This window comes from Lelliottia sp. RD5, from assembly GCF_056032945.1.
On record NZ_JBVYHQ010000004.1, the window covers coordinates 200126 to 226761 of the forward strand.

24 protein-coding genes are annotated in these 26636 nt (G+C 55.4%); 9 read left to right on the forward strand and 15 right to left on the reverse strand.

Annotated features, from left to right (window positions below):
• The first annotated feature begins 44 nt into the window (after window positions 1–44).
• Window positions 45–1349, forward strand: coding sequence for an inosine/guanosine kinase (locus tag AC0LWE_RS15085; protein ID WP_059177941.1), 1305 nt, complete (start codon window positions 45–47; stop codon window positions 1347–1349).
• Window positions 1350–1470: 121 nt separating this feature from the next.
• Here AC0LWE_RS15085 and ybaL read toward each other — a convergent pair whose 3' ends face one another.
• Window positions 1471–3147: a YbaL family putative K(+) efflux transporter gene (ybaL, locus tag AC0LWE_RS15090; RefSeq protein WP_202667266.1), complete on the reverse strand. Its 1677-nt coding sequence runs from the start codon at window positions 3145–3147 to the stop codon at window positions 1471–1473.
• Window positions 3148–3380: 233 nt separating this feature from the next.
• Window positions 3381–4601, reverse strand: coding sequence for an MFS transporter (locus AC0LWE_RS15095; RefSeq protein WP_131486753.1), 1221 nt, complete (start codon window positions 4599–4601; stop codon window positions 3381–3383).
• A gap of 165 nt (window positions 4602–4766) precedes the next feature.
• Between AC0LWE_RS15095 and ushA the strand changes: the two genes are divergently transcribed.
• Entirely contained in the window at window positions 4767–6419 is a 1653-nt protein-coding gene (ushA, locus tag AC0LWE_RS15100) for a bifunctional UDP-sugar hydrolase/5'-nucleotidase UshA (protein WP_216981777.1), read from the forward strand.
• 135 nt (window positions 6420–6554) lie between these two features.
• Here ushA and ybaK read toward each other — a convergent pair whose 3' ends face one another.
• The 3 genes from ybaK to copA all read right to left on the reverse strand — a co-directional run bounded on the left by ybaK (window position 6555) and on the right by copA (window position 10577).
• The gene (gene ybaK / locus AC0LWE_RS15105; protein WP_131486754.1) at window positions 6555–7034 is read right to left on the reverse strand and encodes a Cys-tRNA(Pro)/Cys-tRNA(Cys) deacylase YbaK; all 480 of its coding nucleotides are present in this window, start codon (window positions 7032–7034) and stop codon (window positions 6555–6557) included.
• Window positions 7035–7233: 199 nt separating this feature from the next.
• Window positions 7234–8028 carry a TraB/GumN family protein gene (locus AC0LWE_RS15110; protein WP_202667264.1) on the reverse strand — a complete coding sequence of 265 codons (795 nt, stop codon included), beginning with the start codon at window positions 8026–8028 and terminating at the stop codon, window positions 7234–7236.
• 50 nt (window positions 8029–8078) lie between these two features.
• Window positions 8079–10577 (reverse strand): copper-exporting P-type ATPase CopA, encoded by a 2499-nt coding sequence (gene copA, locus AC0LWE_RS15115; protein ID WP_219346945.1) that lies wholly within the window; start codon window positions 10575–10577, stop codon window positions 8079–8081.
• A gap of 221 nt (window positions 10578–10798) precedes the next feature.
• Between copA and cueR the strand changes: the two genes are divergently transcribed.
• Window positions 10799–11209, forward strand: a complete 411-nt coding sequence (gene cueR, locus AC0LWE_RS15120) for a Cu(I)-responsive transcriptional regulator (protein ID WP_219346944.1) — start codon at window positions 10799–10801, stop codon at window positions 11207–11209.
• Here cueR and AC0LWE_RS15125 read toward each other — a convergent pair.
• The 5 genes from AC0LWE_RS15125 to tesA form a co-directional block, all read right to left on the reverse strand.
• On the reverse strand, window positions 11206–11658 hold the full coding sequence (locus tag AC0LWE_RS15125; protein ID WP_219346943.1) for an NfeD family protein: 453 nt from the start codon (window positions 11656–11658) through the stop codon (window positions 11206–11208). The two genes, cueR and AC0LWE_RS15125, sit on opposite strands and share 4 nt — an antisense overlap.
• Entirely contained in the window at window positions 11655–12569 is a 915-nt protein-coding gene (locus AC0LWE_RS15130; protein WP_012016369.1) for an SPFH domain-containing protein, read from the reverse strand. Before AC0LWE_RS15130 ends, AC0LWE_RS15125 begins: the two co-directional genes overlap by 4 nt.
• 281 nt (window positions 12570–12850) lie before the next feature.
• Window positions 12851–13705: a co-chaperone YbbN gene (locus tag AC0LWE_RS15135; protein ID WP_059177951.1), complete on the reverse strand. Its 855-nt coding sequence runs from the start codon at window positions 13703–13705 to the stop codon at window positions 12851–12853.
• Between the two features lie 58 nt (window positions 13706–13763).
• The gene (locus tag AC0LWE_RS15140; RefSeq protein ID WP_131486762.1) at window positions 13764–14573 is read right to left on the reverse strand and encodes an SDR family oxidoreductase; all 810 of its coding nucleotides are present in this window, start codon (window positions 14571–14573) and stop codon (window positions 13764–13766) included.
• On the reverse strand, window positions 14563–15186 hold the full coding sequence (tesA, locus tag AC0LWE_RS15145; RefSeq protein WP_041689607.1) for a multifunctional acyl-CoA thioesterase I/protease I/lysophospholipase L1: 624 nt from the start codon (window positions 15184–15186) through the stop codon (window positions 14563–14565). The genes AC0LWE_RS15140 and tesA overlap by 11 nt, the downstream gene beginning before the upstream one ends.
• On the opposite strand from tesA, the gene ybbA reads away from it, so the two are divergent.
• The 6 genes from ybbA to AC0LWE_RS15175 all read left to right on the forward strand — a co-directional run bounded on the left by ybbA (window position 15157) and on the right by AC0LWE_RS15175 (window position 22365).
• Window positions 15157–15843, forward strand: coding sequence for a putative ABC transporter ATP-binding protein YbbA (gene ybbA, locus AC0LWE_RS15150; protein WP_174342390.1), 687 nt, complete (start codon window positions 15157–15159; stop codon window positions 15841–15843). The two genes, tesA and ybbA, sit on opposite strands and share 30 nt — an antisense overlap.
• The gene (ybbP, locus tag AC0LWE_RS15155) at window positions 15840–18251 is read left to right on the forward strand and encodes a putative ABC transporter permease subunit YbbP (protein WP_216981775.1); all 2412 of its coding nucleotides are present in this window, start codon (window positions 15840–15842) and stop codon (window positions 18249–18251) included. Before ybbA ends, ybbP begins: the two co-directional genes overlap by 4 nt.
• A gap of 185 nt (window positions 18252–18436) precedes the next feature.
• Window positions 18437–19582 carry a porin gene (locus tag AC0LWE_RS15160; protein WP_174342388.1) on the forward strand — a complete coding sequence of 382 codons (1146 nt, stop codon included), beginning with the start codon at window positions 18437–18439 and terminating at the stop codon, window positions 19580–19582.
• 222 nt (window positions 19583–19804) lie between these two features.
• Window positions 19805–20638 carry a MetQ/NlpA family ABC transporter substrate-binding protein gene (locus tag AC0LWE_RS15165; protein WP_219346942.1) on the forward strand — a complete coding sequence of 278 codons (834 nt, stop codon included), beginning with the start codon at window positions 19805–19807 and terminating at the stop codon, window positions 20636–20638.
• 58 nt (window positions 20639–20696) lie between these two features.
• A complete protein-coding gene (sfbB, locus tag AC0LWE_RS15170) occupies window positions 20697–21713 on the forward strand; it encodes a virulence-associated ABC transporter ATP-binding protein SfbB (RefSeq protein WP_059177957.1) in 1017 nt (338 codons plus the stop codon).
• Window positions 21706–22365, forward strand: a complete 660-nt coding sequence (locus AC0LWE_RS15175) for a methionine ABC transporter permease (protein ID WP_474265769.1) — start codon at window positions 21706–21708, stop codon at window positions 22363–22365. Before sfbB ends, AC0LWE_RS15175 begins: the two co-directional genes overlap by 8 nt.
• A 4-nt stretch (window positions 22366–22369) precedes the next feature.
• On the opposite strand, the gene mnmH is transcribed toward AC0LWE_RS15175, so the two are convergent.
• The 5 genes from mnmH to ppiB all read right to left on the reverse strand — a co-directional run bounded on the left by mnmH (window position 22370) and on the right by ppiB (window position 26547).
• Entirely contained in the window at window positions 22370–23440 is a 1071-nt protein-coding gene (mnmH, locus tag AC0LWE_RS15180; RefSeq protein WP_219346941.1) for a tRNA 2-selenouridine(34) synthase MnmH, read from the reverse strand.
• 196 nt (window positions 23441–23636) lie between these two features.
• The gene (gene purK, locus AC0LWE_RS15185; RefSeq protein ID WP_202667259.1) at window positions 23637–24704 is read right to left on the reverse strand and encodes a 5-(carboxyamino)imidazole ribonucleotide synthase; all 1068 of its coding nucleotides are present in this window, start codon (window positions 24702–24704) and stop codon (window positions 23637–23639) included.
• Window positions 24701–25210: a 5-(carboxyamino)imidazole ribonucleotide mutase gene (gene purE / locus AC0LWE_RS15190; protein ID WP_219346940.1), complete on the reverse strand. Its 510-nt coding sequence runs from the start codon at window positions 25208–25210 to the stop codon at window positions 24701–24703. The genes purK and purE overlap by 4 nt, the downstream gene beginning before the upstream one ends.
• 116 nt (window positions 25211–25326) lie before the next feature.
• Complete coding sequence (gene lpxH, locus AC0LWE_RS15195; protein WP_219346939.1) at window positions 25327–26049, reverse strand: UDP-2,3-diacylglucosamine diphosphatase; 723 nt, start codon at window positions 26047–26049, stop codon at window positions 25327–25329.
• Window positions 26050–26052: 3 nt separating this feature from the next.
• On the reverse strand, window positions 26053–26547 hold the full coding sequence (gene ppiB / locus AC0LWE_RS15200; RefSeq protein WP_059177961.1) for a peptidylprolyl isomerase B: 495 nt from the start codon (window positions 26545–26547) through the stop codon (window positions 26053–26055).
• Window positions 26548–26636 lie beyond the last annotated feature (89 nt).

The following is a 26636-nucleotide window of genomic DNA, read 5'->3' on the forward strand; positions in this document are numbered from 1 at the left end:
TTGTGCTACCATTTCCGGCCCATTAGTCACTCGTAGCCCTGAAAATGAAATTTCCCGGTAAGCGCAAATCCAAACACTATTTCCCCGTCAACGCACGCGATCCCCTCCTGCAACAGATTCAGCCAGAGAATGAAACCAGCGCGGCGTGGGTGGTCGGTATCGATCAGACGCTGGTCGACATTGAAGCAAAAGTGGATGATGCGTTTGTCGCACGCTATGGGCTAAGTTCCGGCCATTCGCTGGTGATAGAAGATGATGTCGCTGAGGCGCTGTACCAGGAGCTGGTGCGCGAAAACCTGATCACCCATCAGTTTGCCGGTGGCACTATCGGGAACACCATGCACAACTATTCCGTGCTGGCGGATGACCGTTCGGTCCTGCTGGGCGTGATGTGCAGCAATATTGAAATCGGCGGCTATGCCTACCGCTATCTTTGCAACACCTCCAGCCGTACCGACCTGAACTATCTTCAGGGCGTTGACGGGGCGATTGGCCGCTGTTTTACGCTCATTAGCGATTCCGGCGAGCGCACGTTTGCCATCAGCCCAGGCCACATGAATAAGCTGCGCGCGGAGAGCATCCCGGAAGAGGTGATCGCGGGCGCGTCTGCGCTGGTGTTGACCTCCTATCTGGTGCGTTGTAAGCCTGGCGAGCCGATGCCGGAAGCGACCATGCAGGCGATTGAGTACGCGAAGAAATATAATGTCCCGGTGGTGTTGACGCTGGGGACTAAATTCGTGATCGCTGATAACCCGGAGTGGTGGCAGGCGTTCCTGAAAGAGCATGTCTCCATTCTGGCGATGAATGAAGAAGAGGCCGAAGCGTTGACCGGCGAAAGCGATCCGCTGCTGGCGTCTGATAAAGCGCTGGATTGGGTTGATTTAGTGCTCTGTACCGCCGGTCCTGTGGGGCTGTTTATGGCGGGCTTTACGGAAGAAGAGAGCAAACGCAAAACCCAGCATCCGTTATTGCCGGGCGCGATTGCCGAGTTCAACCAGTATGAATTCAGCCGCGCGATGCGTCACAAAGAGTGTGAAAATCCGCTGCGCATCTTCTCCCACATCGCGCCATACATGGGCGGACCGGAGAAGATCATGAACACCAACGGTGCGGGCGATGGTGCGCTGGCGGCACTGCTGCACGACATCACCGCGAATGCCTATCACCGCTCTAACGTCCCGAACTCCAGCAAGCACAAATTCAGCTGGCTGACCTATTCGTCGCTGGCACAGGTATGTAAATACGCGAACCGCGTGAGCTATCAGGTGTTGAATCAGCATTCCCCGCGCTTAACGCGTGGTCTGCCGGAGCGGGAAGACAGTCTCGAAGAGTCGTACTGGGATCGCTAAAAGATAATCCCAAACCCTCTCCCTAAGGGAGAGGGAACCGTTTGGTGCATCTCATCGTGGCTGGATATTCCCTTTTCCCTGTGGGAGAGGGTCGGGGTGAGGGCATCAGGCCGCAATAATCTTACCCCGTCACCGCTTCTTCAATCGGCGGCTTTTCAATCAGCGTAATCATGGTATTGGCAATCTCGCGCTCGCCCATCACCACCTGATTTGCACCGCGTTCGGTAATGTACTCCACCTCATCGTCATAATGCGCACGGGCGATAATTTCAATCGTCGGGCATTTCTCACGCGCCGTCGCGACAATCTCGCCTGCCTCGTAACCATTTGGAATGGTCAGCAGCAGCCAGCGCGCGCAGTCCAGATGCGCCAGATTCATGATCTCTTCGTTAGCGGCGTTGCCTAACACGGCACGGATACCGCGTGCACGGAGCTCATCCACGCGGGAACGTGATGTCTCGATAACCACCAGTGGAACGCCCTGAGCCAGCAGCTTCTCGCCGAGCAGGCTACCGACGCGGCCAAACCCGACCAGCAGCGCATGGTTACAAATATCCACCGGGATCTGTTTCTCTTCTTCGGTCGCCTCTTCCAGCGTCTGCTCTTCCAGCGTCTCGGTTTTATCGAGATATTTTTCCAGCACCGCAAACAGCACCGGGTTGAGCATAATGGAGAGTATCGCGCCTGCCAGCACCAGATTTTGCCCGGCCTGCGGCAGCAGGTTCAGCGCCATGCCCAGGCCCGCCAGGATAAAGGCGAACTCACCAATCTGCGCCAGGCTTGCCGCGATGGTCAGCGCGGTACGCGGAGAGTGACCAAACATGCGCACCAGAAGGAAGGCGACAACGGATTTACCAAAGATAATAATCGCCAGGGTTGCCAGCACTGCCAGCGGTTGCTCTAACAAGATCCACGGGTCGAACAGCATGCCGACGGAGACAAAGAACAGCACCGCAAATGCATCGCGTAGCGGCAGCGTATCATGCGCTGCGCGGTGGCTGAGTTCTGACTCGTTCAACACCATCCCGGCGAAGAATGCGCCCAGAGCAAAGGAGACGTCAAAGAATTCGACTGCCCCGAAGGCAATGCCCAGCGCCAGCGCCAGCACGGAAAGGGTAAACAGCTCGCGTGAGCCGGTTGCGGCGCTGCGCGACATAATCCACGGGACCAGGCGGCGGCCCACGACCATCATGATGACGATAAACGCGATCACTTTCCCAATGGTGATACTCATATCCAGCGCCAGCGAAGCGAAGCCGACGTTATCCTTTTCAAGCATCCCGGCGACGGCAGGCAGCAGAACCAGCGTCAGCACCATCACCAAATCTTCAACAATCAGCCAGCCGATAGCGATTTGCCCACGCTGGCTGTCGATAAGCTGCCGTTCTTCAAGCGCGCGCAGCAGCACCACGGTACTGGCGGTTGAGAGACACAATCCAAACACAATGCCGGTCATCAGCGGCCAGCCCAGCACCGCAGAAAGCGCCATACCCAATAACGTCGCCACGCCTATCTGGGCGATCGCACCGGGGATGGCGATGGCCTTTACCGCCATCAAATCCTTCAGGGAGAAATGAAGACCCACGCCAAACATCAGCAGAATCACGCCTAATTCCGCCAGTTCTGGTGCCAGTTTAGTATCTGCCACAAAGCCGGGCGTAAACGGACCGGCCAGCACACCTGCTAATAAATAGCCCACGAGAGGAGAAATTCGTAACTTGTTGGCAAGCATGCCAAGGATAAAAGCGAGCACAAGGCCACCAACAATGGTGGTGATAAGCGGTGTGGCGTGATGCATTCCGTCTCCTTTCGTCGTGTGGTGATCCATTTTTGGCGTGAATGCCAAAAACCCGATTAATAGTTTATGACAATTTTGAGCCTTATGTTTATGAATAATTGTTGAAATTTGAATAAAACAGCAATAAGCGTTAAAAAAAGCAGATTAGGACAAATTAACACGAGGAGCGAGAGGGAAGCCTTACGGCAGTAGGCGTCGAGTGCGGCCAAAGTTTGACTTTGGCCGCAGAGAAACTAGGCCTTATGCCGATAATCAGGCAGGAATATGGTCAGTATCCCCAGAAGTGGCAGGAAAGCACAGATTTTATAGACCAGGAAGATACTGGTATGGTCAGCAACCAGCCCCAGAACGGCGGCGCCAAGGCCTCCCATCCCAAAAGCGAAGCCGAAAAACAGTCCAGAAACCATACCGATACGTCCCGGCATCAGCTCCTGGGCATACACCAGAATGGCTGAAAACGCAGAGGCAAGGATAAAACCAATTATCACAGTTAAAATGCCCGTCCATTCAAGGGATGCGTAGGGTAAAATGAGGGTAAACGGCGCAACGCCGAGGATAGAGCCCCAAATCACGTATTTACGCCCAATTTTATCGCCGACAGGGCCGCCAATCACCGTACCGGCTGCAACCGCGAACAAGAACGCAAACAGGTGAAACTGCGCGTTTTGTACCGATAATCCGAATTTTTCCATCAGATAAAAGGTGTAATAGCTGCTGATGCTCGCCATATAGAAATATTTAGAGAAAATCAGCACTAACAGTATTCCCACGGCCAGAATAACCTTGTCGCGCGGCAACGGATTCACTACGGCGACCTGCGGTTTTCCTTTATTCACCCGATGTTGTGCGGAATACCAACGGCTGATCTGTATCAATACGACAATTGCCAGCAGCGCGGCTAGCACAAACCAGGCCACATTACCTTTTCCGTATGGCGCAATGATGACGGCGGCCAGCAATGGGCCGAGCGAGCTACCGAAGTTGCCGCCCACCTGGAACAGCGACTGGGCCAGACCGTGACGACCCCCCGAGGCCATACGCGCCACCCGCGAGGATTCCGGATGGAATACCGACGAGCCCGTCCCGACCAGTGCCGCAGCCACCAGGACCATCTCAAAGCTACCGGCCAGCGCCAGCAGCACCAGCCCGCTGAGAGTGAAACACATCCCAATCGGCAGCGACCACGGCATCGGATATTTATCTGTCCAGTAGCCCACGACAGGCTGTAACAGAGACGATGCCATCTGGAAGGTCAGTGTAATCATTCCGATCTGAACGAAGGTTAATGAAAATTCTGACTGCAGCAGGGGATAAATCGCCAGAATCAGCGACTGAATCATATCGTTCAGCAGATGCGACAAACTGATCGCGCCCAAAATACCAAATGAGGTGCGCGCTTTTGGCGGTGACGCCGGAGAGCCCGTGGCGGGCTGGGTTGATTCACTGATTGCCATAAAATTCCACGTCTTTTATTTATAAGAAATGCAGGATGTCATTATTATCTGGCTAACATACCTTTCCGTGAGAGTTGAGGAAAGTCGCAATTCTGAAAACATATTTGTCTATTCTTCTTACTCATTGTAATTTTTGCGTTTGTCTTTTAGTCAGGGAGCGAGAATATGAAGTTAATGAAGCGAGGCGTCGCATTGGCGCTGATAGCCACATGGGCGTTGGCAAGCCAGTCAGCGCAGGCATACGAAAAAGATAAAACCTACAAAATCACTATTCTGCACACCAACGACCACCACGGTCATTTCTGGCGCAGCGAATACGGTGAATATGGCCTGTCGGCGCAAAAAACGCTGGTCGACGGGATTCGCAAAGATGTGGCGGCGCAGGGCGGCAGCGTATTATTGCTCTCTGGCGGCGACATTAATACCGGCGTACCGGAGTCCGATTTACAGGACGCGGAACCCGATTTCCGCGGCATGAATTTAATTGGTTATGACGCGATGGCCGTCGGCAACCATGAATTTGATAATCCGTTAACCGTGCTGCGCCAGCAGGAAAAGTGGTCTAAATTCCCGTTCCTGTCCGCCAATATTTATCAAAAAAGTACCGGCGAGCGCCTCTTTAAGCCCTGGGCATTATTCAAAAGGGACGATTTAAAAATTGCCGTGATCGGTTTAACCACCGATGACACTGCGAAAATCGGCAACCCGGAATATTTTACAGACATCGAATTCCGTAAACCGGCTGACGAAGCAAAGCTGGTGATTCAGGAGCTGAATCAAAACGAAAAACCGGACGTGATTATCGCGACAACCCATATGGGGCATTACGATAACGGCGACCACGGCTCGAACGCGCCCGGTGATGTGGAAATGGCGCGCAGTCTGCCAGAAGGCGCGCTGGCAATGATTGTGGGTGGTCACTCACAAAACCCGGTTTGCATGGCTGCCGAGAATAAAAAGCAGGTCGATTACGTGCCGGGAACGCCATGTGCACCCGATCGTCAGAACGGGATCTGGATTGTTCAGGCTCACGAGTGGGGCAAATACGTTGGCCGTGCTGACTTTGAATTCCGCAACGGCGAGATGAAACTGGTTAATTATCAGCTGATTCCGGTGAATCTGAAGAAAAAAGTAACTTACGATGATGGCAAAAGTGAGCGCGTACTTTACACGCCTGAAATTGCTGAAAACGCCCAAATGCTGTCGCTCCTGACGCCATTCCAGAACAAAGGCAAAGCGCAGCTGGATGTGAAGATCGGCACTATTAATGGTCGTCTGGAAGGGGATCGCAGCAAAGTTCGCTTTGTACAAACCAATATGGGACATCTGTTGCTGGCAGCGCAAATGGCACGCACCGGTGCTGATTTTGCGGTGATGAGCGGCGGCGGCATTCGCGATTCCATTGATGGCGGTGATATTACCTACAAAGATGTGCTCAAGGTGCAGCCGTTTGGCAACATCGTGGTCTACGCCGATATGAGCGGTAAAGAGGTGATCGATTATCTGACTGCCGTGGCGCAAATGAAGCCTGACTCCGGTGCCTATCCGCAGTTTGCTAACGTCAGTTTTACCGCGAAGGACGGCAAGCTTAACGATCTGAAGATCAAAGGCGAACCGGTTGATCCCGCCAAAACCTACCGCATGGCGACGCTAAGCTTTAACGCCACTGGCGGTGACGGGTATCCGCATATCGATGATAAACCGGGCTATGTGAACACCGGTTTTATTGATGCCGAAGTGTTGAAGCAGTTTATCCAGCAAAATTCACCGCTGGATGTGAATGCGTATGAGCCGAAAGGCGAGGTGAGCTGGCAGTAACAGAGCAAACTCGTTGGCTATTTTGAACGCGGGCAGTGCCCGGGATCCTCACGTACTCTCTGTACGCTATGGTTCCTGCGTGCTGTCCGCGCCCAAACTGACGTCGCCAGTAACGCCCTTTTATGTGCAGAAGGATCACTCCCGCCGTGCAATATCCGCAAATTGGGCCCCGAGTATTTTCGCTAAATCTCCCGCTGCAAGCTCAATATCCAGTCCGCGCTTTCCGCCTGAAATAAAGATCGTTTCAAACGTCTGGGAAGGGGCATCGATCAGTGTGGGCAGGCGCTTTTTCTGGCCGAGCGGGCTGATACCGCCGACCAGATATCCCGTGGTGCGCTGCGCCACCATCGGGTCCGCCATGTCGACCTTTTTCGCGCCCAACGCTTTGGCGACTTTTTTCAAATCCAGCTGGCCCGCGACGGGCGTGACCGCCACCGCAAGATGTTTCATATCGCCATTCACGGCCACCAGCAGCGTTTTATAGACCTGGTCGGCGTTCAGCCCCAGCTTGCGCACCACTTCGTCACCAAAATTAGTTTCGGCGGGGTCATGGTCGTAGGTATGAATACGGAAAGGAATGTTGTTTTTTTCGAGTAATTTAACGGCGGGAGTCATAGTGATCCTTCTGACGACAGACAATTTTCGCGTTCAGCATACGCCTGACGGCTGTCTAAAAAATAGCACCATCTTGCGCAATAGTATTGGCGGAGATGATGACTTTGAGCGACAATCGGCTCAACCGAAGGTCTCCTTCGGCATAATAATAACGATGAAATTCCTCTTTGACGGGCCAATAGAAATATTGGCCATTTTTTTATTTTAACAGCGACGGCAAATTCCCTTCCCCGTATAAATGCAGCGCACCGACGGCAACCACATAGTGCCCGGCGGGCAACGCCTGCAAGGTTCTTTGCCAGGCCTGATTACGCTCATGCATCAACACATCATACAGCGATTCGCTAAACGTCGAGGGCAGCTCAAGCTTGCCGTCTGCGGGCGGCGACTCCAGCCACCAGCTCATCATCATCTGTAATAGCCGCGCGTTGGTGTGCCAGTGCGTTAACGTATCATCCAGCAGCGACAACCCGTCGCCGGGAAGCTGGCGCAGCAGCGCAATCTGACTTTCAGCGCCTTCCAGCTCAATAACTCTGAGATTTCTGGCGCGCGCGGCGTTGAGGAGTTGATAGTCGATACCGTATTCGCCGCGTAATCCCAGGCGCTGAGCCTGCGTGGCCTGCAATACCATGGCGATTTGCCATAGCGGCTGGGTTTCGAGCATCGACAGGGCAAGCCCCAGCTCATCGGCAACGCGTTCAAGTTCGCTTAGCTGCGTTTCGCTGAGTCGTTCGTTGAGAGGCGGCGGAATATCAAGGTTGGCAAAGGGGGATTCGTTGCCGGAAATATCCGCCTCAACGATCAGCGCATCGGCGGTACTGAGTTTTTCAACCAGCGCGGGCGGCAGCGGTGACATGTCACGCGTGCCCATATGGATGCTGCCGATCAGATGCAAATGCTGCCCGCCAGGGAGCACCCTATCCAGTCCCGGCCAGGGATAACGGCGGGGAAATCGAGCGCGGAATGTGGTTTTTATACGATTAAACAGGCTCATACGCGCTCCATGAATACAAAGGTTCATGCTAGCGCGTAGGAGGTTAAGGTTCAATCCTTCGGCGTAAAGCGCAGGAGCCGGTTGGCGTTACTCACCACGGTGATGGAGGAGAGCGCCATGGCGGCCCCCGCGACAACCGGGTTCAGCAAGGTTCCGGTTAGCGGCCATAAAATGCCGGCAGCAATCGGAATACCGAACGCGTTATAGATAAACGCACCGAGCAAGTTTTGCTTCATATTGCGCAAAGTGGCTTTTGAAATCGCCAGCGCGTCAGCCACGCCCATCAGGCTGTGGCGCATCAGCGTAATAGCCGCGGTTTCAATCGCCACGTCGCTTCCGCCGCCCATCGCAATCCCGACATCCGCCTGCGCTAGCGCAGGGGCATCGTTGATGCCATCGCCGATCATTGCCACCTGACGGCCCTGACTTTGCAGCGTTTTGATGGCGTCAGCTTTACCGTCCGGCATTACGCCTGCAATCACCTCGTCAATACCTGCCTCTTTGGCGATGGCGTTGGCCGTCGTGGGGTTATCGCCGGTCAGCATCACCAGACGGTAGCCCGCGCGATGCAGACGCTGAAGCGCGGCCACGCTGTCCTGACGCAGCGGATCGCGGATGGCAAACAGTGCAACCGCTTTGCCGTCAATTGCCAGCAGAACCGGCGTCGCACCCTGCGAAGCCTGAGCTTTCAGTTCATCGTCCAGCGCTGCGGTATCAATGCCATTTTCGTGCAACAACGCCTGATTGCCGAGCAGCACAGCACGATTTTCCACGTCGCCACTCACGCCCAAACCGCGCAGCGTGCGGAAATTATCCACCTGCGGCAGCGTCGCGTTACCGGCTTTCTCGAGAATCGCCCTTGCCAGCGGATGGCTGGAACCTTGTTCAAGTGCCGCCGCCAGACGTAGCGCGTCGGTATCTGCAAGGTTAACTGTCCGCACCGCCACAACCTGCGGTCGGCCTTCCGTTAACGTACCGGTTTTATCAAACACCAATGTATCGATCGTGCTTGCCCGCTGGAGCGCATCGGCATCGCGAACCAGCACGCCAAACTCCGCGGCACGGCCCACGCCGGAAATAATCGACATTGGCGTCGCCAGACCGAGTGCGCAAGGGCAGGCGATAATCAGCACCGTCGTTGCGATCACCAGCGTGTACACAATTTGCGGGGCGGGGCCGAAGAAATACCAGATGGCTGCGCTAAACAGCGCGATACCTACGACGACCGGCACAAAAATAGCGGAGATTTTATCGGCCAGTTGCCCGATTTCCGGCTTACTGCTTTGCGCCTGACGCACCATGCGAATGATGCGCGACAGGGTGGTGTGGCTGCCCACCGCGCTGGCGCGGAACAGCACGCTGCCGTCCTGTACCACGGTTCCGGCATGTACCGCGTCACCCGCGCCTTTTTGTTGCGGGATCGGTTCACCGGTGAGCATGGCTTCATCCAGCCAGGCTTCGCCTTGCGTGATTTCGCCGTCCACCGGGACGCGGTCGCCTGTGGTGAGACGCAGCGTCATTCCCGGCTGCACGTCTGCAAGCGGCAGCGTTTTTTCACCGTCATCCGTCACGACACGTGCGGATGGCGGCGTTAAGTCGAGCAATCGTTCCAGCGCTTTTGATGAGCGCTGACGCGCGCGGGCTTCAAGCATGTGGCCCAGATTGATCAGGCCGATAATCATCGCGCTCGCTTCGTAATAGAGATGACGCGCTTCCATCGGGAACCATTGCGGCCAAACGTTCACGCTCATCGAGTAGAGCCATGCCGCGCCCGTTCCCAGCGCCACCAGCGTATCCATGGTGGCAGTGCGATTCTTCAGGCTTTTCCAGGCGCTGGTATAAAAATGTCCGCCAGCAAAAACCATGACTCCGAGCGTTACCACACCAATCACCAGCCACAGCGTGCGGTTCTCGTCGGTGACCATCATGTTGTCGCCGAGCATGCCCCACACCATCACCGGAATACCCACCAGCAGCGCGACTATCGCCTGCCAGCGAAAGCGTTTCATGGTGGAGAGGGCGGTTTCCTGCTGGCGTTCACGGCGCTCGACTTCATCTTCAATCGCCTCGGCGCCGTAACCCGCTTTTTCAACCGCCTGGACTAATTCTGCTGCGGACGCACTGCCCATAATCAGCGCAGTGCGTTCCGCGAGGTTTACCCGTGCCTGCGACACACCCGGTACGCCCTGCAAGGCTTTTTGTACGCGGGAGACGCAGCTGGCGCAGCTCATGCCATTGATCAACAGCTGCTGGCTGTCATCAATATCGCTGGCTGCCGGAAGCTCAGGGGTGTCCGCTGTCAGCGCTTCCGACGGGATTGATGACTCTGTCAGCGGGTTAGCCTTTGGGTGGCTGAGCTCCGCCCCGTATCCGGCTTGTTTGATGGTGTCGATCAGCGCATCGGCGCTCGCGCTGCCGGTCACTTCTGCGTGCTCAACGGTCACTTCAGCATGGTCAACGTCCGGGCGTTGCTCCAGGCTCTCTTTAACGCGTTTAACGCAGTGACCGCAGGTGAGGCCATCCAGCGTCAGGTTGATTGTGTGAGACATAACAAAACTCCTGTATAGTTATCCGGTCAACGATTGACCAATAAACCCGTCATAATTCGAGTTGCCTGTGCGTTGGCGGCGCTTGCTCACCCCAGTCACTTACTTGAGTAAGCTCTGGGGATTCTCAGTCTTGCCGCCTTTATGTAACTCGAATTATTTAGGCTTTAAAAGGATACTATAAAGGTTAAACCTTCCAGTAAGGTTAAGGTCAAGGGGGAAATGTGAATATCAGTAATGTGGCGAAAAAAACCGGACTGACCAGCAAGGCGATTCGTTTTTATGAAGAGAAAGGGCTGGTGACGCCGCCGTTGCGTAGCGAAAACGGCTACCGCAGCTATACGCAACTGCATCTGGATGAGCTCACGCTATTGCGTCAGGCCCGCCAGGTGGGGTTCAATCTTGAAGAGTGCGGCGAACTCGTTAATCTCTTCAACGATCCCAAACGCCATAGCGCGGATGTGAAAAGTAGAACGCTGGAAAAGGTGGCGGAGATCGAACGCCACATTGTTGAGTTACAGGCAATGCGTGAACAGCTGCTGGCACTGGCGGAATCCTGCCCAGGGGATGACAGCGCCGAGTGTCCGATTATTGATAATCTTTCCGGCTGCTGCCATCGTAAGACGGGCGCTTAACTGGCTTTGACGCGAAGCGTGATCCCTTCAACCGCAATCACTTCTACGCGTGTTCCGGCGATCAGATCCTCATCAGCGATGACCGGCCATGAACTGTCGCCGATGCGCACATGGCCGCGACCATTGATTAGCGTATCGTCCAGCGTGTAGCGTTTACCCACCAGCTGTTGTCCGCGCTGATTGAGCGCGGCGTCGGCGGGCTTTTGGCTGCGCACCTGGCGGTTTTGCCATCGCCACCACAGCCACGCTGCAACCAGCGTCAGCACGGCAAAGAGTGCGCCTTGCCACTCCCAACCGAACGGCAGCAGCCAGACCAGCAGGCCAGTCATCACCGCCGCCACGCCGCTCCACAGCAGATACCCATTGCCGCCAAGCATTTCGGCTGCCAGCAATAGGCCACCCAGGCTGAGCCAAAAGACGTGCGGGTGTGCCGTAATCATCTCAATCATTTTTTGCGCTCGTTTCCGCTGTCTTTGACCAGTTCCGCGATACCAGCGATGGACCCCATCAGGCTACTGGCATCAAGCGGCATCATCACGACTTTGCTGTTATTGGCTGAGCCAATCTGCTGCAACGCATCGGTGTATTTCTGCGCGATAAAGTAATTCACGGCCTGAATGTCTCCTGCCGCGATAGCTTCAGAAACCATTTGCGTGGCGCGGGCTTCGGCCTCGGCAGAACGTTCGCGCGCTTCCGCCTGCAAGAATGCGGACTGACGCTCACCTTCCGCCTTTAAGATCTGGGACTGTTTTTCCCCTTCGGCTTTGAGAATTTCGGCCTGGCGGATACCCTCGGCCTCAAGAATATAAGCACGTTTGGTACGTTCAGCTTTCATCTGCGCGTTCATTGACGAAATCAGCTCTGCAGGTGGGCGTACGTCGCGGATCTCAATACGCGTGACTTTAATGCCCCACGGATTGGTCGCTTCATCAACAATATGCAGCAGGCGCGTATTGATGCTGTCGCGCTGGGAGAGCATTTCGTCCAGCTCCATGGAGCCGAGTACGGTACGAATGTTGGTCATCGTCAGGTTCATGATTGCCGACTCAAGATTGCTGACTTCATAAGCGGCTTTTGGGGCGTCGATCACCTGAATAAAACAGACGGCGTCAATGGTGACGTTGGCGTTGTCTTTAGAAATGATCTCCTGCGAGGGGATATCGAGCACCTGTTCCATCATGTTGATCTTACGCCCGATACGATCCATAAACGGGACCACGAGACTTAAGCCCGGCTGAAGAGTATTGGTATAGCGTCCGAAGCGTTCCACCGTCCACTGATAACCCTGCGGCACGATCTTTACGCCTGCACCGACGATCACCAGTGCGACGAAAATAAGGATAGGGATAACGATCAACATATAAAAACCTCCTGTTTAGCAGTCCGTGTCATAGCAAAAATTGTTCGTTTGTTGAACATTAGTATATCGGCTATTGCAGGGGAATTCGCCCCTAATCCATTAACGTGGCTACAATATTCGGTCGCCGCAGAAATTCATCAAGGGAAGGCGTGGCAGGTTAATCATGTGAGAGAGGCAATGAGAAGCGTGGGGGTGTTGTATCAGGCAAAAACGTTGAGCGAATAGTTTCAGTGCTCAACGGGGAATTTCCCCTCTCCGTGTCGAGAAGAGGGGACTTTATGTTAGTACAGCAGCGCGTACAGCTGACGACGGTATTTAGACGCCAGCGCATCGCCCGTGCCCAACGCCGCCAGAATTTCCTGGAACATTTTACGCGCTTGACCATCGGCGGCAGCCAGATCGGTTTTCAGATGGCTGAACAACAGTTCGAGCGCTTCTTCGTTACGACCCACCTGATGCAGCTGCAACGCCAGTTGACTCGCCAGTGCGGCGTCGTCTGGGTTGTTCGCCACTTGCTGCTGCAGTTGCTGGATTTCCGGCGTGTCGGCAGCCTGTTTCAGCAGGTCAATCTTCGCGAGCAAACCCTGATAGCGCGTGTCTTGATCCTGCAGTGGAATGGTTTTTAACACCGCTTCGGCGTCTTCAGAACGGTTCAGCTCGATCTGCGTTTGTGCCAGCAGCAGACCAATCTGGCTGTCCTGATTCGACAGCTGCCACGCCTCTTTCAGCAGCGGCAGCGCTTCGTCGTGTTTCCCTTCCTGAATCAGTTCCAGCGCCTGTTGGGCTTTCAGCTCTTCTTCACGCGGTAACACTTTATCCAGCAGAGCGCGAACCGCTTCTTCAGGCTGCGGACCCTGGAAGCCATCCACCGGTTGACCGTTCTGGAACAGATAGACGGTAGGAATGGCGCGCAGGCCAAACTGCGAGGCCACCCTTTGCTCGGCGTCACAATCCAGTTTTGCCAGAACGAACTGTCCATTGTACTGGGCTGCAAGGCTTTCCAGAACTGGCGTCAGCTCCAGGCAGTGCTGGCTGCGTTCAGACCAGAAATAGAACAGCACCGGTTTTGTCATGGACAATTCCAGGGTCTGCTGCAGGTTAGCTTCGGTAATGTTGACGATATTCTGTACGGACATACGGCATTCTCTTTTATCGGTTTGATAAATACATGGGGGTGAGGAGCGAGGCTTCAACTCAACCGTGTAAAATTTTATCCATCATGCGGCCTGGCAGCAGCCGTTTTAGCCAGCCGACGGCATGGGTGACCAGCGTCACCGGATAGCGTAATTTGGGACGATCGCTCTCAAAAGCATGGCGCACTTTGGCGACAACTGCCTCTGGACCCAAGGTAAAACGTGCAGCAATACCGGGGTTTTCAACCGGTTTATCCGATTGCGTCTGGTTGACGTTTTCGGTGAAGCGCGTGCGAATGGGGCCTGGTTCAATAAGACTGACTTTGATGCCGCTATGACGCAGTTCCATACGCAGTGCGTCAGACCAGGCTTCCAGCGCATATTTACTCGCGGCGTAGGCGCCGCGACCTGGGGTAGAAATCAGCCCCATCACGGAGGAGGTCATCACGATACGGCCTTCACCGTGCGGCAACATAGCCGGTAACAGCGCCATCGTGAGCTGGTGGATGCCAAAGAAATTGGCTGAAAACTGCCGTTCTAACTGTTCGCGTGAAATGGTTTGCAAGGGGCCATAAACGCCGTAGCCTGCATTATTAAACAGACCGTATAAACGATTTCCGGTTAGGGCGATCACGTCGGCGGCGGCCTGTTCAATACTCTCTGAGGAGTCCAGATCCAGTAAAACGCCCTTAAAGCCTTTGTTGTTCATCCGTTCGACGTCTTCGGGTTTTCGGCAAGCGGCCAACACCCAAAATCCCTGGCGTTTAAGTTCGAGGGCGCTTTCGAGGCCAATTCCGCTGGAACATCCTGTTATTAAGACCGATTTTTGCATAACTTTACCTGTCAGGATCTCCGCTGAATTAAGAGTCATGTTTAACTAGTGGGGCCAGCCGTGTTGCCATCCAGTCGGCGATAAACGGCTGGGCGTCGCGATTGGGGTGTATCCCGTCATCCTGCATCCATTGCGGCTTTAGATAGACCTCTTCCATGAAAAATGGCAGCAGCGGAATATCGAATTCTTTGGCAAGCTTGGGATAGATGGCGCTAAAGGACTCATTATAACGGCGACCGTAGTTAGCGGGCAGTCGAATTTGCATTAATAGCGGTTGCGCGTTGGCGGCCTGAATATCCTGAATGATTTTGCGCAGCGTTTGTTCAGTCTGCTGCGGCTGGAAACCGCGTAACCCGTCGTTACCGCCCAGCTCCACCAGTACCCAGCGCGGTTGATGTTGTTTGAGCAGGGCAGGCAGGCGCGCAAGCCCCTGCTGCGAAGTATCGCCGCTGATGCTGGCATTCAGTACCGGCGTTTTAGTTTGCCATTTATCGTTGAGCAGTGCGGGCCATGCGGCTGTAGCCGCCATTCGATAGCCCGCGCTCAGGCTGTCACCCAGCACCAGTAACGTGTCCGCCGCCGCGGCGCGAAACGTCATCAGAATCAGAAACAGGAAGGGCAAATGCCAGCGGAAAACATTGTTGCAGTTCATCATCTTAAGAAGTCCGTCGGTCAGGGTGAGCACGAGCTATCCATCCTCACCGGAGTTGAACTCGTTGTCAAACGCGCGCAGACCATCGCGTTGATTGGTGAATCCGGTTCCGGTAAATCCACGCTGCTGGCGATCCTGGCCGGTCTGGATGACGGCAGCAGCGGCGAGGTCAATCTTGTTGGACAGCCCTTGCATAACCTTGACGAAGAGGCGCGTGCAGCGCTGCGGGCAAAACATATCGGTTTTGTCTTTCAGTCGTTCATGCTAATTCCCACGCTCAACGCGCTGGAAAACGTAGAGCTGCCTGGCCTGCTACGCGGTGAAAATACCCGCCAGAGCCGTGCCAGTGCCAAAGCGCTGCTGGAGCAGCTCGGGCTGGGTAAGCGTCTCGATCATCTTCCGGCGCAGCTTTCCGGCGGCGAGCAGCAGCGCGTCGCGCTGGCGCGCGCCTTTAATGGTCGTCCTGACGTCCTGTTTGCCGATGAACCTACGGGCAATCTGGACAGGCAGACCGGGGATAAAATTGCCGATCTGCTGTTCTCGCTCAACCGTGAACACGGCACCACGCTGATTCTGGTCACGCACGATCCACAGCTGGCGGCGCGCTGCGATCGCCGTCTGCGTCTGGTTAACGGGCAGTTGCAGGAGGAAGCATGATCGCACGCTGGTTCTGGCGAGAATGGCGTTCGCCCTCGCTGTTGATTGTCTGGCTGGCGCTAAGTCTGGCGGTGGCCTGCGTGCTGGCGCTCGGCAGCGTCAGCGATCGCATGGAAAAGGGGTTGAGTCAGCAAAGCCGTGAATTTATGGCGGGCGACAGAACGCTGAGCAGCTCGCGCGATGTGCCGCAGGCCTGGATTGATGAAGCGCAGAAACGGGGGCTGAAAGTGGGCAAACAGCTGACTTTCCAGACCATGACGTTTGCCGCCGACACGCCGCAACTGGCCAGCGTGAAAGCCGTCGACGATGTCTATCCGATGTACGGCGAGTTGCAGAGCAATCCGCCGGGCCTGAAGCCGACCGTAGGCTCGGTGCTGCTGGCCCCGCGTCTGATGGCGCTGCTGAATCTCAAAACCGGGGACAATATTGACGTGGGTGATGCCACGCTGAAAATCGCAGGCGAAGTGGTTCAGGAACCCGATTCGGGCTTTAACCCGTTCCAGATGGCACCTCGCCTGTTAATGAACACGGCGGACGTGGAAAAAACCGGTGCGGTGCAGCCGGGCAGCCGCGTCACCTGGCGCTACAAGTTTGGCGGTACGCCTGCTCAGCTTGAGTCCTACGAAAAGTGGCTTTTGCCGCAGTTAAAACCAGAGCATCGCTGGATCGGTCTTGAGCAGGACGACGGTGCGCTGGGCAAATCCCTTGAGCGTTCGCAGCAATTTTTACTGCTTTCAGCGCTGCTGACCATGCTGCTGGCGGTGGCCGCCGTTGCGGTGGCGATGGGGCATTATTGCCGCAGCCGCTACGATCTGGTGGCGATCCTCAAAACGCTGGGGGCGGGCAGAGCGCAACTGCGCAAGCTGATCGTCGGACAGTGGCTGATGGTGCTCGCGCTTTCCGCCGTCACGGGCGGGATAATTGGCCTGCTGTTTGAAAAAGTGCTGATGCTGCTGCTTAAACCAGTTCTGCCAGCGGAGCTCCCCCCTGCTAGCCTGTGGCCGTGGCTGTGGTCCATTGGCGCGATGGTGGTGATTTCGTTGCTGGTGGGATTGCGCCCGTATCGTTTGTTGCTGGCCACCCAGCCGCTGCGCGTGTTGCGTCGCGATGCGGTCGCCAGCGTCTGGCCGATGAAGTTCTATCTGCCCATTATTGTTGCTGTTGTGGTGATTTTACTCGCCTGGCTGATGGGCGGCAGCATGCTCCTGTGGGCCGTGCTGGCCGGTGCGGTAGTACTGGCGCTGCTGTGCGGCGTGCTGGGCTGGATGCTGCTCAACGCGCTAAAAGGACTGACGGTCAAATCGCTGCCGGTGCGCCTGGCGATAAACCGTCTGCTGCGCCAGCCGTGGTCCACGCTCAGCCAGCTGTCGGCGTTTTCACTGTCGTTTATGTTGCTGGCGATGCTGCTGGTGCTGCGTGGCGATCTGCTCGATCGCTGGCAGCAACAGCTCCCGCCGGAAAGCCCGAACTACTTCCTGATCAACATCGCGCCGGAACAGGTCACGCCGTTGAAAGGGTTCTTGTCTGAACACCAGATCGTGCCGGAGTCGTTCTATCCGATCGTGCGTGCACGTCTCACGCAAATCAACGGGCAGACGACGGACGGCAGTCAGGATGAGTCGCTTAACCGCGAACTGAACCTGACATGGCAGGACAAACGACCGGATCATAACCCGATCACCGCCGGGAGCTGGCCGCCGAAGTCGGGCGAAGTGTCGATGGAAGAGGGGCTGGCAGGGCGCTTGAAAGTGGGGCTGGGCGATACGGTGACGTTCACCGGCGACACGCAGGACTTTAGCGCCAAAGTGACCAGCCTGCGCAAAGTGGACTGGGAAAGTCTGCGCCCCAATTTCTTCTTTATCTTCCCGTCCGGCGCGCTGGAAGGGCAACCGCAAAGCTGGCTCACCAGCTTCCGCTGGGAAAACGGTAACGGCATGCTGACGCAGCTCAACCGCGAGTTCCCGACGGTCAGCCTGCTGGATATCGGCGCGATCCTGAAACAGGTTGGGCAGGTACTGGAGCAGGTTAGCCGTGCGCTGGAGGTGATGGTGGTGCTGGTGACGGCCTGTGGAGTGCTGTTATTGCTGGCACAGGTGCAGGTGGGAATGCGTCAGCGCCATCAGGAGCTGGTGGTTTATCGCACGCTGGGTGCAGGTAAAAAACTGCTGCGCACCACGCTGTGGTGTGAGTTTGCGCTGCTGGGGTTTGTCTCGGGGCTGGTGGCGGCGATAGGTGCAGAAACGGCGCTGGCGGTGTTGCAAACGCGGGTGTTTGATTTCCCGTGGGAGCCTGACTGGCGTCTGTGGCTGATTCTGCCGGTTTGCGGCGCGCTGTTGCTGTCGTTATGCGGTGGCTGGCTCGGCACGCGTCTGCTCAAAGGCAAAGCGCTGTTCCGTCAGTTTGCCTGATAGTTTCTAAAAGTGATGATTACGCACCGGGATATATACTGGTGCGTAATCCTTTGGTAGCACAAAAAGACAACCTCTTCTTTTTTAGTAGCACGAAACATTAAAAACCCGCCCACACGACCCCTTTAATTCCGGATATTATTCTGCTGCTAAATAATTAGCAGCGTGTCTATCAAGGAATAATAATGACAATAATTAAAACAGCGCTGGCGACAACGATCGGCGCAGCAGTGGCATTGATGTCTTTCGCAGCTCAAGCAGAAATCACCGTTCTGAAGCAAGATCCTCAGGCGGGTAATCCGCTGAGCCGTCTCAACTTCACCGTCGGCGGCAGTATTCGTCCACAGTTCCAAAATATGACCGGCGACGACGGCAAAAATAGCTATAAACGTAATGGTTTTGACGGCGGTACGCGTTTCCGTTTCGCGGCCGATTATTACCTGTTTGATGACATCAGCTGGGTGAGCTATTACGAGCTGGGCGTGAATATTCCTGCGCAGTTCAACTGGGATCATCACTATGCAGAGGGGGCGCGTGATACCTCTCGTCGCATGCTGTATACCGGCCTGAAAAGCGACACTTGGGGTACCCTGACCTTCGGTCAACAGAACAGCGTTTATTATGATGTGGTGGGCGCGAAGACCGATATCTGGGACTACGACATGGTCGGCCAGGCCTCCGGTAACGGCATCAACGGTGACTACGACGGATCTTATCGTTCACGCCAGATGCTGAAATACAAAAAAACCGTTGGCGATGCCGATATCTACGCTTCTTACCTGTTTGAAGACAGCGAATATCTGCCGGGCAACGGCCTGCGTTATAAGCGTAAAGGCGGCGGTTCACTGGGTCTGGATTATCATCTGACCACCGACCTGACCTGGGGCGCAGCGTGGAACTACACCCGTGCGGATATGCGTAACCCGGATAATGGCGACAGCAAAACGTACGACCAGAACATTCTGGGGACGGCGCTGAGCTGGACGCCAGACAACTGGACCTTCTCCATCGGTGGCGGCTGGTATCAGAACTTTATGACCACCAAAAAAGTGTCAGTGAATGATTACTTTGCCGGTGATGCGTGGGGTATTGAGTACTTTGCAGGCTACAAAATCCCGGTGGGTCAGTATGCGCTGAAATCCGTTCAGCCTTACTTCATGGGCGATCGCATTGAATATGTGAATGGTCGCAACTACCAGCGCATCGATAACGGCGTGGGTATCAGCTTCCAGCTGGATTACGGTTTCCGCGTTGATTACGAACACGTATTTACCTCCAGCACCGACAATCTGGGTGATATGAACCTGGTGCGTCTGCGTTACGACTTCTAAGTCGTCTGTCCGGGCGGTGTTTTGCCGCCCGGCATTGCCATTTTTGACCTCAGCTTATTCACCTTTCGCATAACCCATCTCCTGTACATTCAAAGACATATTCAGCAACATCATGAAATAATTTCAAGGACGCGGCCTGTGATCTGTGTCATGTTAATGGGAACTGTGCCGCATCGTACGGCGCACTCACACAACGCCACGCCGCTTTGAAATGGAGATCTCATGGGATTAAGTCACACGCTTCGCGCCGCTGCCGGTGCATTTTTGTTGGTCTGCGGTATGCAGGCCGCTCACGCTAATAGCGATCCACACACTATCGTCTTCGGCGTTGCGCCGGGGCCGTATGGCGACATGGTGAAGCAGGCGATTGCCCCTTCACTGAAAGAGAAAGGCTATAAAGTGGTTGTGCGTGAATTTAGCGATTACGTGCAGCCGAATATGGCGCTGTCCAACGGCAGTATCGACGCCAATCTGTTCCAGCATTCCTTATATTTCAATAAATTCACCGCTGATAAAGGGTTGAAGCTCACTAAACTGCTGACCGTACCCACCGCCGGGATGGGCTTTTATTCACGTCAGGTTAAAAGCCTGGATGAACTGAAAAAGGGCGATATCGTCACCTTGTCTAATGACCCAACCAATCTGGCGCGCGGTCTGCGGTTCCTGCAATCGCTGAACCTTATTACCATCAAAGACAATATTGACCCGACCAAAGCCTCCGAGCGTGATATTGCCAGCAACCCAAAAGGGCTGGTGTTCAAGCCACTGGAAGCCGCACAGCTGCCGCGTACGCTGGATAGCGTGACCGCCGCGTTGGTCAACGGGAACTTTGCGATTGCAGCCGGGTTAGATCTCTCCAGCGCCCTGGCGCAGGAACACCTCGACGAAAATCTGAAAAACATTATTGCCGTGCGCACGGAAGATGCGGACAAACCGTTCGCCAAAGATATCGTGGCGGTGGTGCAGTCTCCGGCATATCGCGCCGTTATCGACGATCCGAAAAATGTTTACACCGCTTTCCAGAAACCAGACTGGATGACGGCAGCAAAACAGTAATCGCGTTTTTGAAAGACAGGGCAGCCGAGTCTGCCCTTTTCGCATTTCTGAGGTAGTCATGATTAAGTTAGATAAGGTGTGCGTTGATTTTTCAACGGGACGCGGACCTTCTACCCGCGCGGTATCAGACGTCAGCCTGACGATTGCGGCGGGCGAGATTTTTGGCATTGTCGGCACCAGCGGGGCGGGCAAGAGCACGCTATTGCGAACGCTGAACGCGCTACAACGCCCAAGTGCTGGCAGTGTGAACGTCAACGGTGTGGAAATTTCATCACTTGATGGCGCAGACCTGCGCAAAGCGCGCCAGCGTATTGGTATGATTTTCCAGCACTTCAACCTGATGCATACCCGCACGGTGGCGCAAAACGTCGCATTCAGCCTTAAAGCTGCTGGCTGGGAGCGCAGTAAAATCGCGCCGCGCGTCACGGAAATTCTGGCATTAGTCGGACTAACCGATAAAGCGGATCGTTACCCGGTACAGCTGAGCGGTGGGCAGAAACAGCGCGTGGGTATTGCTCGCGGTATTGCGAATCATCCTGACGTATTGCTCTGTGATGAACCGACGTCTGCGCTGGATCTGGAAACCTCGGCCACCATTCTGGCGCTACTGAAAAAGATCAACGCGCAGATGGGGATCACGATCGTGCTGATCACCCACGAGATGAACGTGATCAAATCCATCTGCGATCGCGTGGCGGTGATGTCCGGCGGCGTTGTGGTTGAGATGGGCGATGTGTTCGATGTGTTTGCGCATCCGCAACACGCGTTTACCCAGCAGCTGGTGTCGCACACGTTGAATCTGACCTTACCCGAACGGTTGCGCCAGCATCTTCCGGGACAGCTGCTGAAGATTCTGTTTATCGGGGATTCTGCCGAACAGCCCGTATTATCGGAGGTAGCGGTGAAATTTGGTGTCGCGGTGAATATTCTGCACGGCAAGATTGAGTACATCGGCGAACGCGCGTTGGGGATTCTGGTGGTGCAACTCACCGCACAGGACAATCCGTCTGCCGTGGCGCTGGCTGTGGAACATATCCGTCAACGTACCGCACAGGTGGAGGTGATTCGTGGATGATTTAGTGGCCGATTTGGGGCTGGCGTTTAACGAAACCTTCCAGATGTTGAGTATCTCAACGGTGCTGGCGATTATCGGCGGTCTGCCGCTGGGCTTTTTGATTTTTGTCACCGACCGAAATCTGTTCTGGCAAAACCGCGTTGTTTATCTGGTCAGCTCCGTGCTGGTCAATATTATCCGCTCGGTGCCGTTTGTCATTCTGCTGGTGCTGCTGTTGCCGCTCACGCAACTGCTGCTGGGTAATACTATTGGTCCGATTGCGGCCTCTGTTCCGCTTTCCGTAGCGGCGATTGCCTTTTATGCCCGTCTGGTGGACGGCGCACTGCGTGAGGTGGATAAAGGCATTATCGAAGCGGCGGAAGCCTTTGGTGCCAGTCCAATGCGCATCATCTGCACGGTATTATTGCCAGAAGCGAGCGCCGGATTGCTGCGCGGTTTGACCATCACCCTGGTGAGCCTGATCGGCTACTCGGCAATGGCGGGGATTGTCGGCGGCGGTGGCGTAGGGGATTTGGCGATCCGCTACGGGTATTACCGCTACGAAACCCAGGTCATGGTGGTAACGGTGATTGCGCTGATTATTGTGGTGCAGATCGTTCAGGTGCTGGGTGACTGGCTGGCGAAACGTGCCGATAAACGGGATCGGCGCTAGCTCTTCAGGCCGCCAGCCAGGCGGCCACGTCGTTAAACGTCCCGCGATAGACAATCTTGTCGGCTTTTTTCTCAAGCTGATAACGGTACATCGGGTCGTAATAGTCATTGAGCAGCGGCGCAAGCCAGGCATAGTGCGCCTCGGTACTGCCGGTCCGCCGCTGCTCGATGAGTGCGGAATCCAGCCATGCGGTCAGCTCGGCAAAACGCTGCAATCCCAGACGGCGGCGGATGGCGAAAAGACCGTGATGAAGATACTCGCCGTATTCCTGCCAGCCCGCGTCTTCGCCAAAAGCCGCAGCAAAGTCGTGCCACATGCGCTCGAAATACTCCTCGCGCAGACGCTCAAGACGCACCTCGAACGGATCTTCCACCACCGCAATCATTGACTGTGCCATACGTTCACGCAGGCATTCCGGCAAATGGTTGGAGCCGATCATCCTGCCTTCGTCTTCAAGTACCCAGCGGGCCGCATCTTTCTTTAGCAGATCAACCGCGAGATGATTTTCGAACGTGGCTTGTGATAACTGTGGCTGCAGCGTGCGACCGAATGACGAACCGCGATGATGCGCCAGCCCTTCGAGATCAATCCCATCGGGATGGTGCTTAACCAGCAACGTTTTTCCGCTCCCCGTACAGCCGCCAATCAGTACCATTGGCTTTTGCACCTGCTCGTCGGTTGCCTGAATCGCCGCCTGGCGCAGCGCTTTGTAGCCGCCCGCGATCAACGGATAATCAATCCCGGTCTCTTTCACCCACGCCTGCGCGATGTGTGAGCGTTGGCCGCCGCGCGCGCAGCAAAAATAGCCGTGCGGATTCGCCAGACAGATTTCGCGCCAGGCATGAATGCGCTGTTCGCGGGTTTCACCGTTCACCAGACGGTGGCCGAGCGCGAGCGCGGCTTCCGGTCCATGCCGTTTATAACAGGTGCCAACGGCGGCGCGTTCGGTGTCGTTCATCAGCGGGAGATTGAGTGCCGCGGGCATCGCGCCCTGCGTAAATTCGACGGGCGCGCGCACGTCAATTAAAGGTGTATCGTTCGCGAGGATCGCGCGATAGTCCGTCCCATCGTACATGATGAATTCCTGAGGAAAGCAAAATAGCAATGGGCGGGGATTGTACGCCGGGGAAGGGGAAGGTCAACTTACCCGTCATTATCCGCGTTTGATATGCGTTGGCGGCGCTCGCTCACCCAGTCACGTACTTGTGCACGTTCCTGGGATTCACTTTCTTGCCGCCTTTCTGAAATGCGAATTAATAAGGGTAAGCGAATTAGTTAAGCTTAGTCTGCGCCCAGGCAATACCGCTGGCGTATTCCGGCGGCAGCAGGGGAACGATGGCTTCGAGCGTTGCGCTCAGACGATCCGTATCATCATCGTTGAGGTTCAGGTGACCGACTTTACGCCCTTCACGCACCTCTTTGTCGTACCAGTGCAGATGAACCAGCGGCAGCTTCAGCCAGTCGTAGTTCAGCGCGGTGCCAATCAGATTGATCATCACCGATGGGCTGTTCACCACCGGCTGCGGCAGTGGCAGATCGGTAATCGCCCGCAGATGCAATTCGAACTGGCTGATGGACGCGCCGTTTTGCGTCCAGTGTCCGCTGTTGTGCACGCGTGGAGCAAGCTCATTAATCAGCAAACCCGCAGGCGTAATAAAGCACTCCATCGCCATGACGCCCACGTAACCCAGCTCTTGCATGATGGCAGACAGCATGGTTTCCGCCTGCGCCTGCTGCCCGGCATCGGCGTGCGGGAAGACGACGCTGGTACGCAGAATACCGTCCTGATGCAGGTTATGCGTCAGCGGGTAAAAGACCGTGCTGCCGTCATGCGCACGCGCGCCAACCAGCGAGACTTCACCGCTAAAATTGATGCCCTGCTCAACGATACATTCGCCGTAGCAATCCGTCGGCAGGTCTGCGGTTTCGTGCTGGCGTAAACGCCACTGACCGCGTCCGTCGTAGCCACCCGTGCGACGCTTCACGATAGCCAGATCGCCCAGCTTATCGAAAACGGCAGGCCATTCGCTTTCACTCGCGAGCAATTGCCACGGCGCGGTGGCAAGATTCAGCTTATCAAACAGCTGCTTTTGCGTCAGACGGTCAGCAATGATGGGGAATACATCGCGGTTAACAAAGGCGTTGTGACGCGCCAGTTCACGCGTTAATGCGGTTTCGGGCCAGCGCTCTATTTCAGCGGTGATAACGCTTTGCTGAAATGGCACGGCTTCAGGCTCTGCATCCAGCCCAACGGGCCAGACGGCGATACCCAATGGTTCACCCGCCTGACGCAGCATTCGACCTAACTGCCCGTTACCGAGAACGCAAACTTGTTTCATGCTGCACCTCGCGGGTCCGGGTTTTCCAGCACCTCGTCGGTCTGCGAACGACGCCATTCGACCAGACGCTGATGCAAGGTTTTGTCGTGGGTCGCCAGAATTTGTGCCGCCAGCAGGGCTGCATTCGCCGCGCCCGCTTTACCAATCGCCAGCGTGCCGACTGGAATGCCACGCGGCATCTGGACGATGGAGTAAAGGCTGTCGACGCCGCTTAGCGCTGCGCTTTGCACTGGCACACCGAGCACCGGGACCAGCGTTTTAGCGGCAATCATGCCTGGCAGATGTGCTGCACCGCCCGCACCAGCAATAATCACCTGATAGCCGTTCTCTTCTGCGCCTTCGGCGAAGCTGAACAGTTTATCGGGGGTGCGGTGCGCGGAGACCACTTCAACGTGGTGCGGAACGTTCAGGATTTCGAAGATTTCGGCGGCAAACTGCATGGTAGCCCAGTCGCTTTTGGACCCCATCACGATGGCGACACGCGCCGGATTATTGCGGGAAGACATGCGTCTTAAAACTCCTGTGGTGCGGAACACACTGCTTTGAGGGCACAGAGAATAGCATGATATACAGGCAAGGAAAACGGTTGCGTCGCCAGAATACCGGCAAAAAAAGGCGTTAATTAAAACGGAAACGAGATGAGTTCAACGCCTTCTGGCGTGACTTTTACCATTGAACCTTCGCTGTGCCAGGCACCCAATACAACACGATGCGCGGGTTCGCCGTTGGCAGTGAGTTGATGGACGTCCGGGCGATGGGTGTGACCGTGAATTAACCACTGCACGCGATGTTTTTCCATTACTTCAACGACCGCTTGCGGGTTGACGTCCATGATAGTCATGGATTTGCTGCTGTTCGCTGATTTACTGCCCGCGCGCATTTTGGCGGCGATACGGCTGCGGATAAACAGAGGCAGGGCCAGAAACAGGGTTTGAATCCAGGGGGTGTGGACTTTAGCGCGAAACGCCAGATAGCCCGTGTCGTCGGTGCATAGCGTGTCGCCGTGCATAATCAGGACGTTGCGGCCATATAATTCGAGCACTTTTTCTTCGGGCAACAATGTCATGCCGCTTTCGCGAGCGAAGCGTTTGCCGATCAGAAAATCGCGATTGCCGTGTATGAAATAGCAGGGGACGCCAGAATCGACCAGCGCTTTGATCGCCGCCGCCATTTCACGGTGGAGGGGATTCGGGTCGTCGTCGCCAATCCAGGCCTCAAACAAATCGCCCAGAATGTACAGGGCGTGTGCAGTACGCGCTTCACCCTGTAGAAAATGCAGAAAACCGGCGGTGATCGCCGGTTCTTCTGTTTGCAGATGCAGATCCGCAATAAAGAGTGTCGCCACCAATTACTCGCTGACGGTCACGCTTGTGATGATAACGTCTTCTTTTGGAACGTCCTGATGCATACCGCTGCGGCCAGTTGAAACGCCTTTGATCTTCTCAACAACGTCCATACCTTCAACCACTTCTGCAAACACGCAATAACCCCAACCCTGCAGATTCTCGCCGGAGAAGTTCAGGAAGTCGTTGTCTGCTACGTTGATGAAGAACTGTGCAGTTGCAGAGTGCGGAGCCTGAGTACGGGCCATAGCCAGCGTACCACGGGTGTTTTTCAGACCGTTATTCGCTTCGTTTTTGATCGCTTCTTTGGTGTCTTTCTGGATCATGCCAGGTTCGAAACCGCCGCCCTGGATCATAAAACCGTTGATCACACGGTGGAAAATCGTGTTGTTGTAGAAGCCTTCGCGACAGTAGTCCAGGAAGTTTTTAACTGTTTCAGGCGCTTTATCATCAAATGTTTTGACGACGATATCGCCATGATTAGTGTGGAAAGTAACCATTTTTTCATCCTGTTCCGTTATAGTGGTGCTTCGACCCACATAAGGGTCACATATAGGGGTTTGTTATAGCATAACCGCAGGATGCGATC

Excerpts from the sequence above, each read along its gene's own strand:
- AC0LWE_RS15085 (WP_059177941.1), top strand. The coding sequence starts at position 45 with ATGAAATTTCCCGGTAAGCGCAAATCCAAACACTATTTCCCCGTCAAC.
- ybaL (WP_202667266.1), bottom strand. The coding sequence starts at position 3,147 with ATGCATCACGCCACACCGCTTATCACCACCATTGTTGGTGGCCTTGTG.
- AC0LWE_RS15095 (WP_131486753.1), bottom strand. The coding sequence starts at position 4,601 with ATGGCAATCAGTGAATCAACCCAGCCCGCCACGGGCTCTCCGGCGTCA.
- ushA (WP_216981777.1), top strand. The coding sequence starts at position 4,767 with ATGAAGTTAATGAAGCGAGGCGTCGCATTGGCGCTGATAGCCACATGG.
- ybaK (WP_131486754.1), bottom strand. The coding sequence starts at position 7,034 with ATGACTCCCGCCGTTAAATTACTCGAAAAAAACAACATTCCTTTCCGT.
- AC0LWE_RS15110 (WP_202667264.1), bottom strand. The coding sequence starts at position 8,028 with ATGAGCCTGTTTAATCGTATAAAAACCACATTCCGCGCTCGATTTCCC.
- copA (WP_219346945.1), bottom strand. The coding sequence starts at position 10,577 with ATGTCTCACACAATCAACCTGACGCTGGATGGCCTCACCTGCGGTCAC.
- AC0LWE_RS15125 (WP_219346943.1), bottom strand. The coding sequence starts at position 11,658 with ATGATTGAGATGATTACGGCACACCCGCACGTCTTTTGGCTCAGCCTG.
- AC0LWE_RS15130 (WP_012016369.1), bottom strand. The coding sequence starts at position 12,569 with ATGTTGATCGTTATCCCTATCCTTATTTTCGTCGCACTGGTGATCGTC.
- AC0LWE_RS15135 (WP_059177951.1), bottom strand. The coding sequence starts at position 13,705 with ATGTCCGTACAGAATATCGTCAACATTACCGAAGCTAACCTGCAGCAG.
- AC0LWE_RS15140 (WP_131486762.1), bottom strand. The coding sequence starts at position 14,573 with ATGACTCTTAATTCAGCGGAGATCCTGACAGGTAAAGTTATGCAAAAA.
- ybbA (WP_174342390.1), top strand. The coding sequence starts at position 15,157 with ATGCCAGCGGAAAACATTGTTGCAGTTCATCATCTTAAGAAGTCCGTC.
- tesA (WP_041689607.1), bottom strand. The coding sequence starts at position 15,186 with ATGAACTGCAACAATGTTTTCCGCTGGCATTTGCCCTTCCTGTTTCTG.
- ybbP (WP_216981775.1), top strand. The coding sequence starts at position 15,840 with ATGATCGCACGCTGGTTCTGGCGAGAATGGCGTTCGCCCTCGCTGTTG.
- AC0LWE_RS15160 (WP_174342388.1), top strand. The coding sequence starts at position 18,437 with ATGACAATAATTAAAACAGCGCTGGCGACAACGATCGGCGCAGCAGTG.
- AC0LWE_RS15165 (WP_219346942.1), top strand. The coding sequence starts at position 19,805 with ATGGGATTAAGTCACACGCTTCGCGCCGCTGCCGGTGCATTTTTGTTG.
- sfbB (WP_059177957.1), top strand. The coding sequence starts at position 20,697 with ATGATTAAGTTAGATAAGGTGTGCGTTGATTTTTCAACGGGACGCGGA.
- mnmH (WP_219346941.1), bottom strand. The coding sequence starts at position 23,440 with ATGTACGATGGGACGGACTATCGCGCGATCCTCGCGAACGATACACCT.
- purK (WP_202667259.1), bottom strand. The coding sequence starts at position 24,704 with ATGAAACAAGTTTGCGTTCTCGGTAACGGGCAGTTAGGTCGAATGCTG.
- purE (WP_219346940.1), bottom strand. The coding sequence starts at position 25,210 with ATGTCTTCCCGCAATAATCCGGCGCGTGTCGCCATCGTGATGGGGTCC.
- ppiB (WP_059177961.1), bottom strand. The coding sequence starts at position 26,547 with ATGGTTACTTTCCACACTAATCATGGCGATATCGTCGTCAAAACATTT.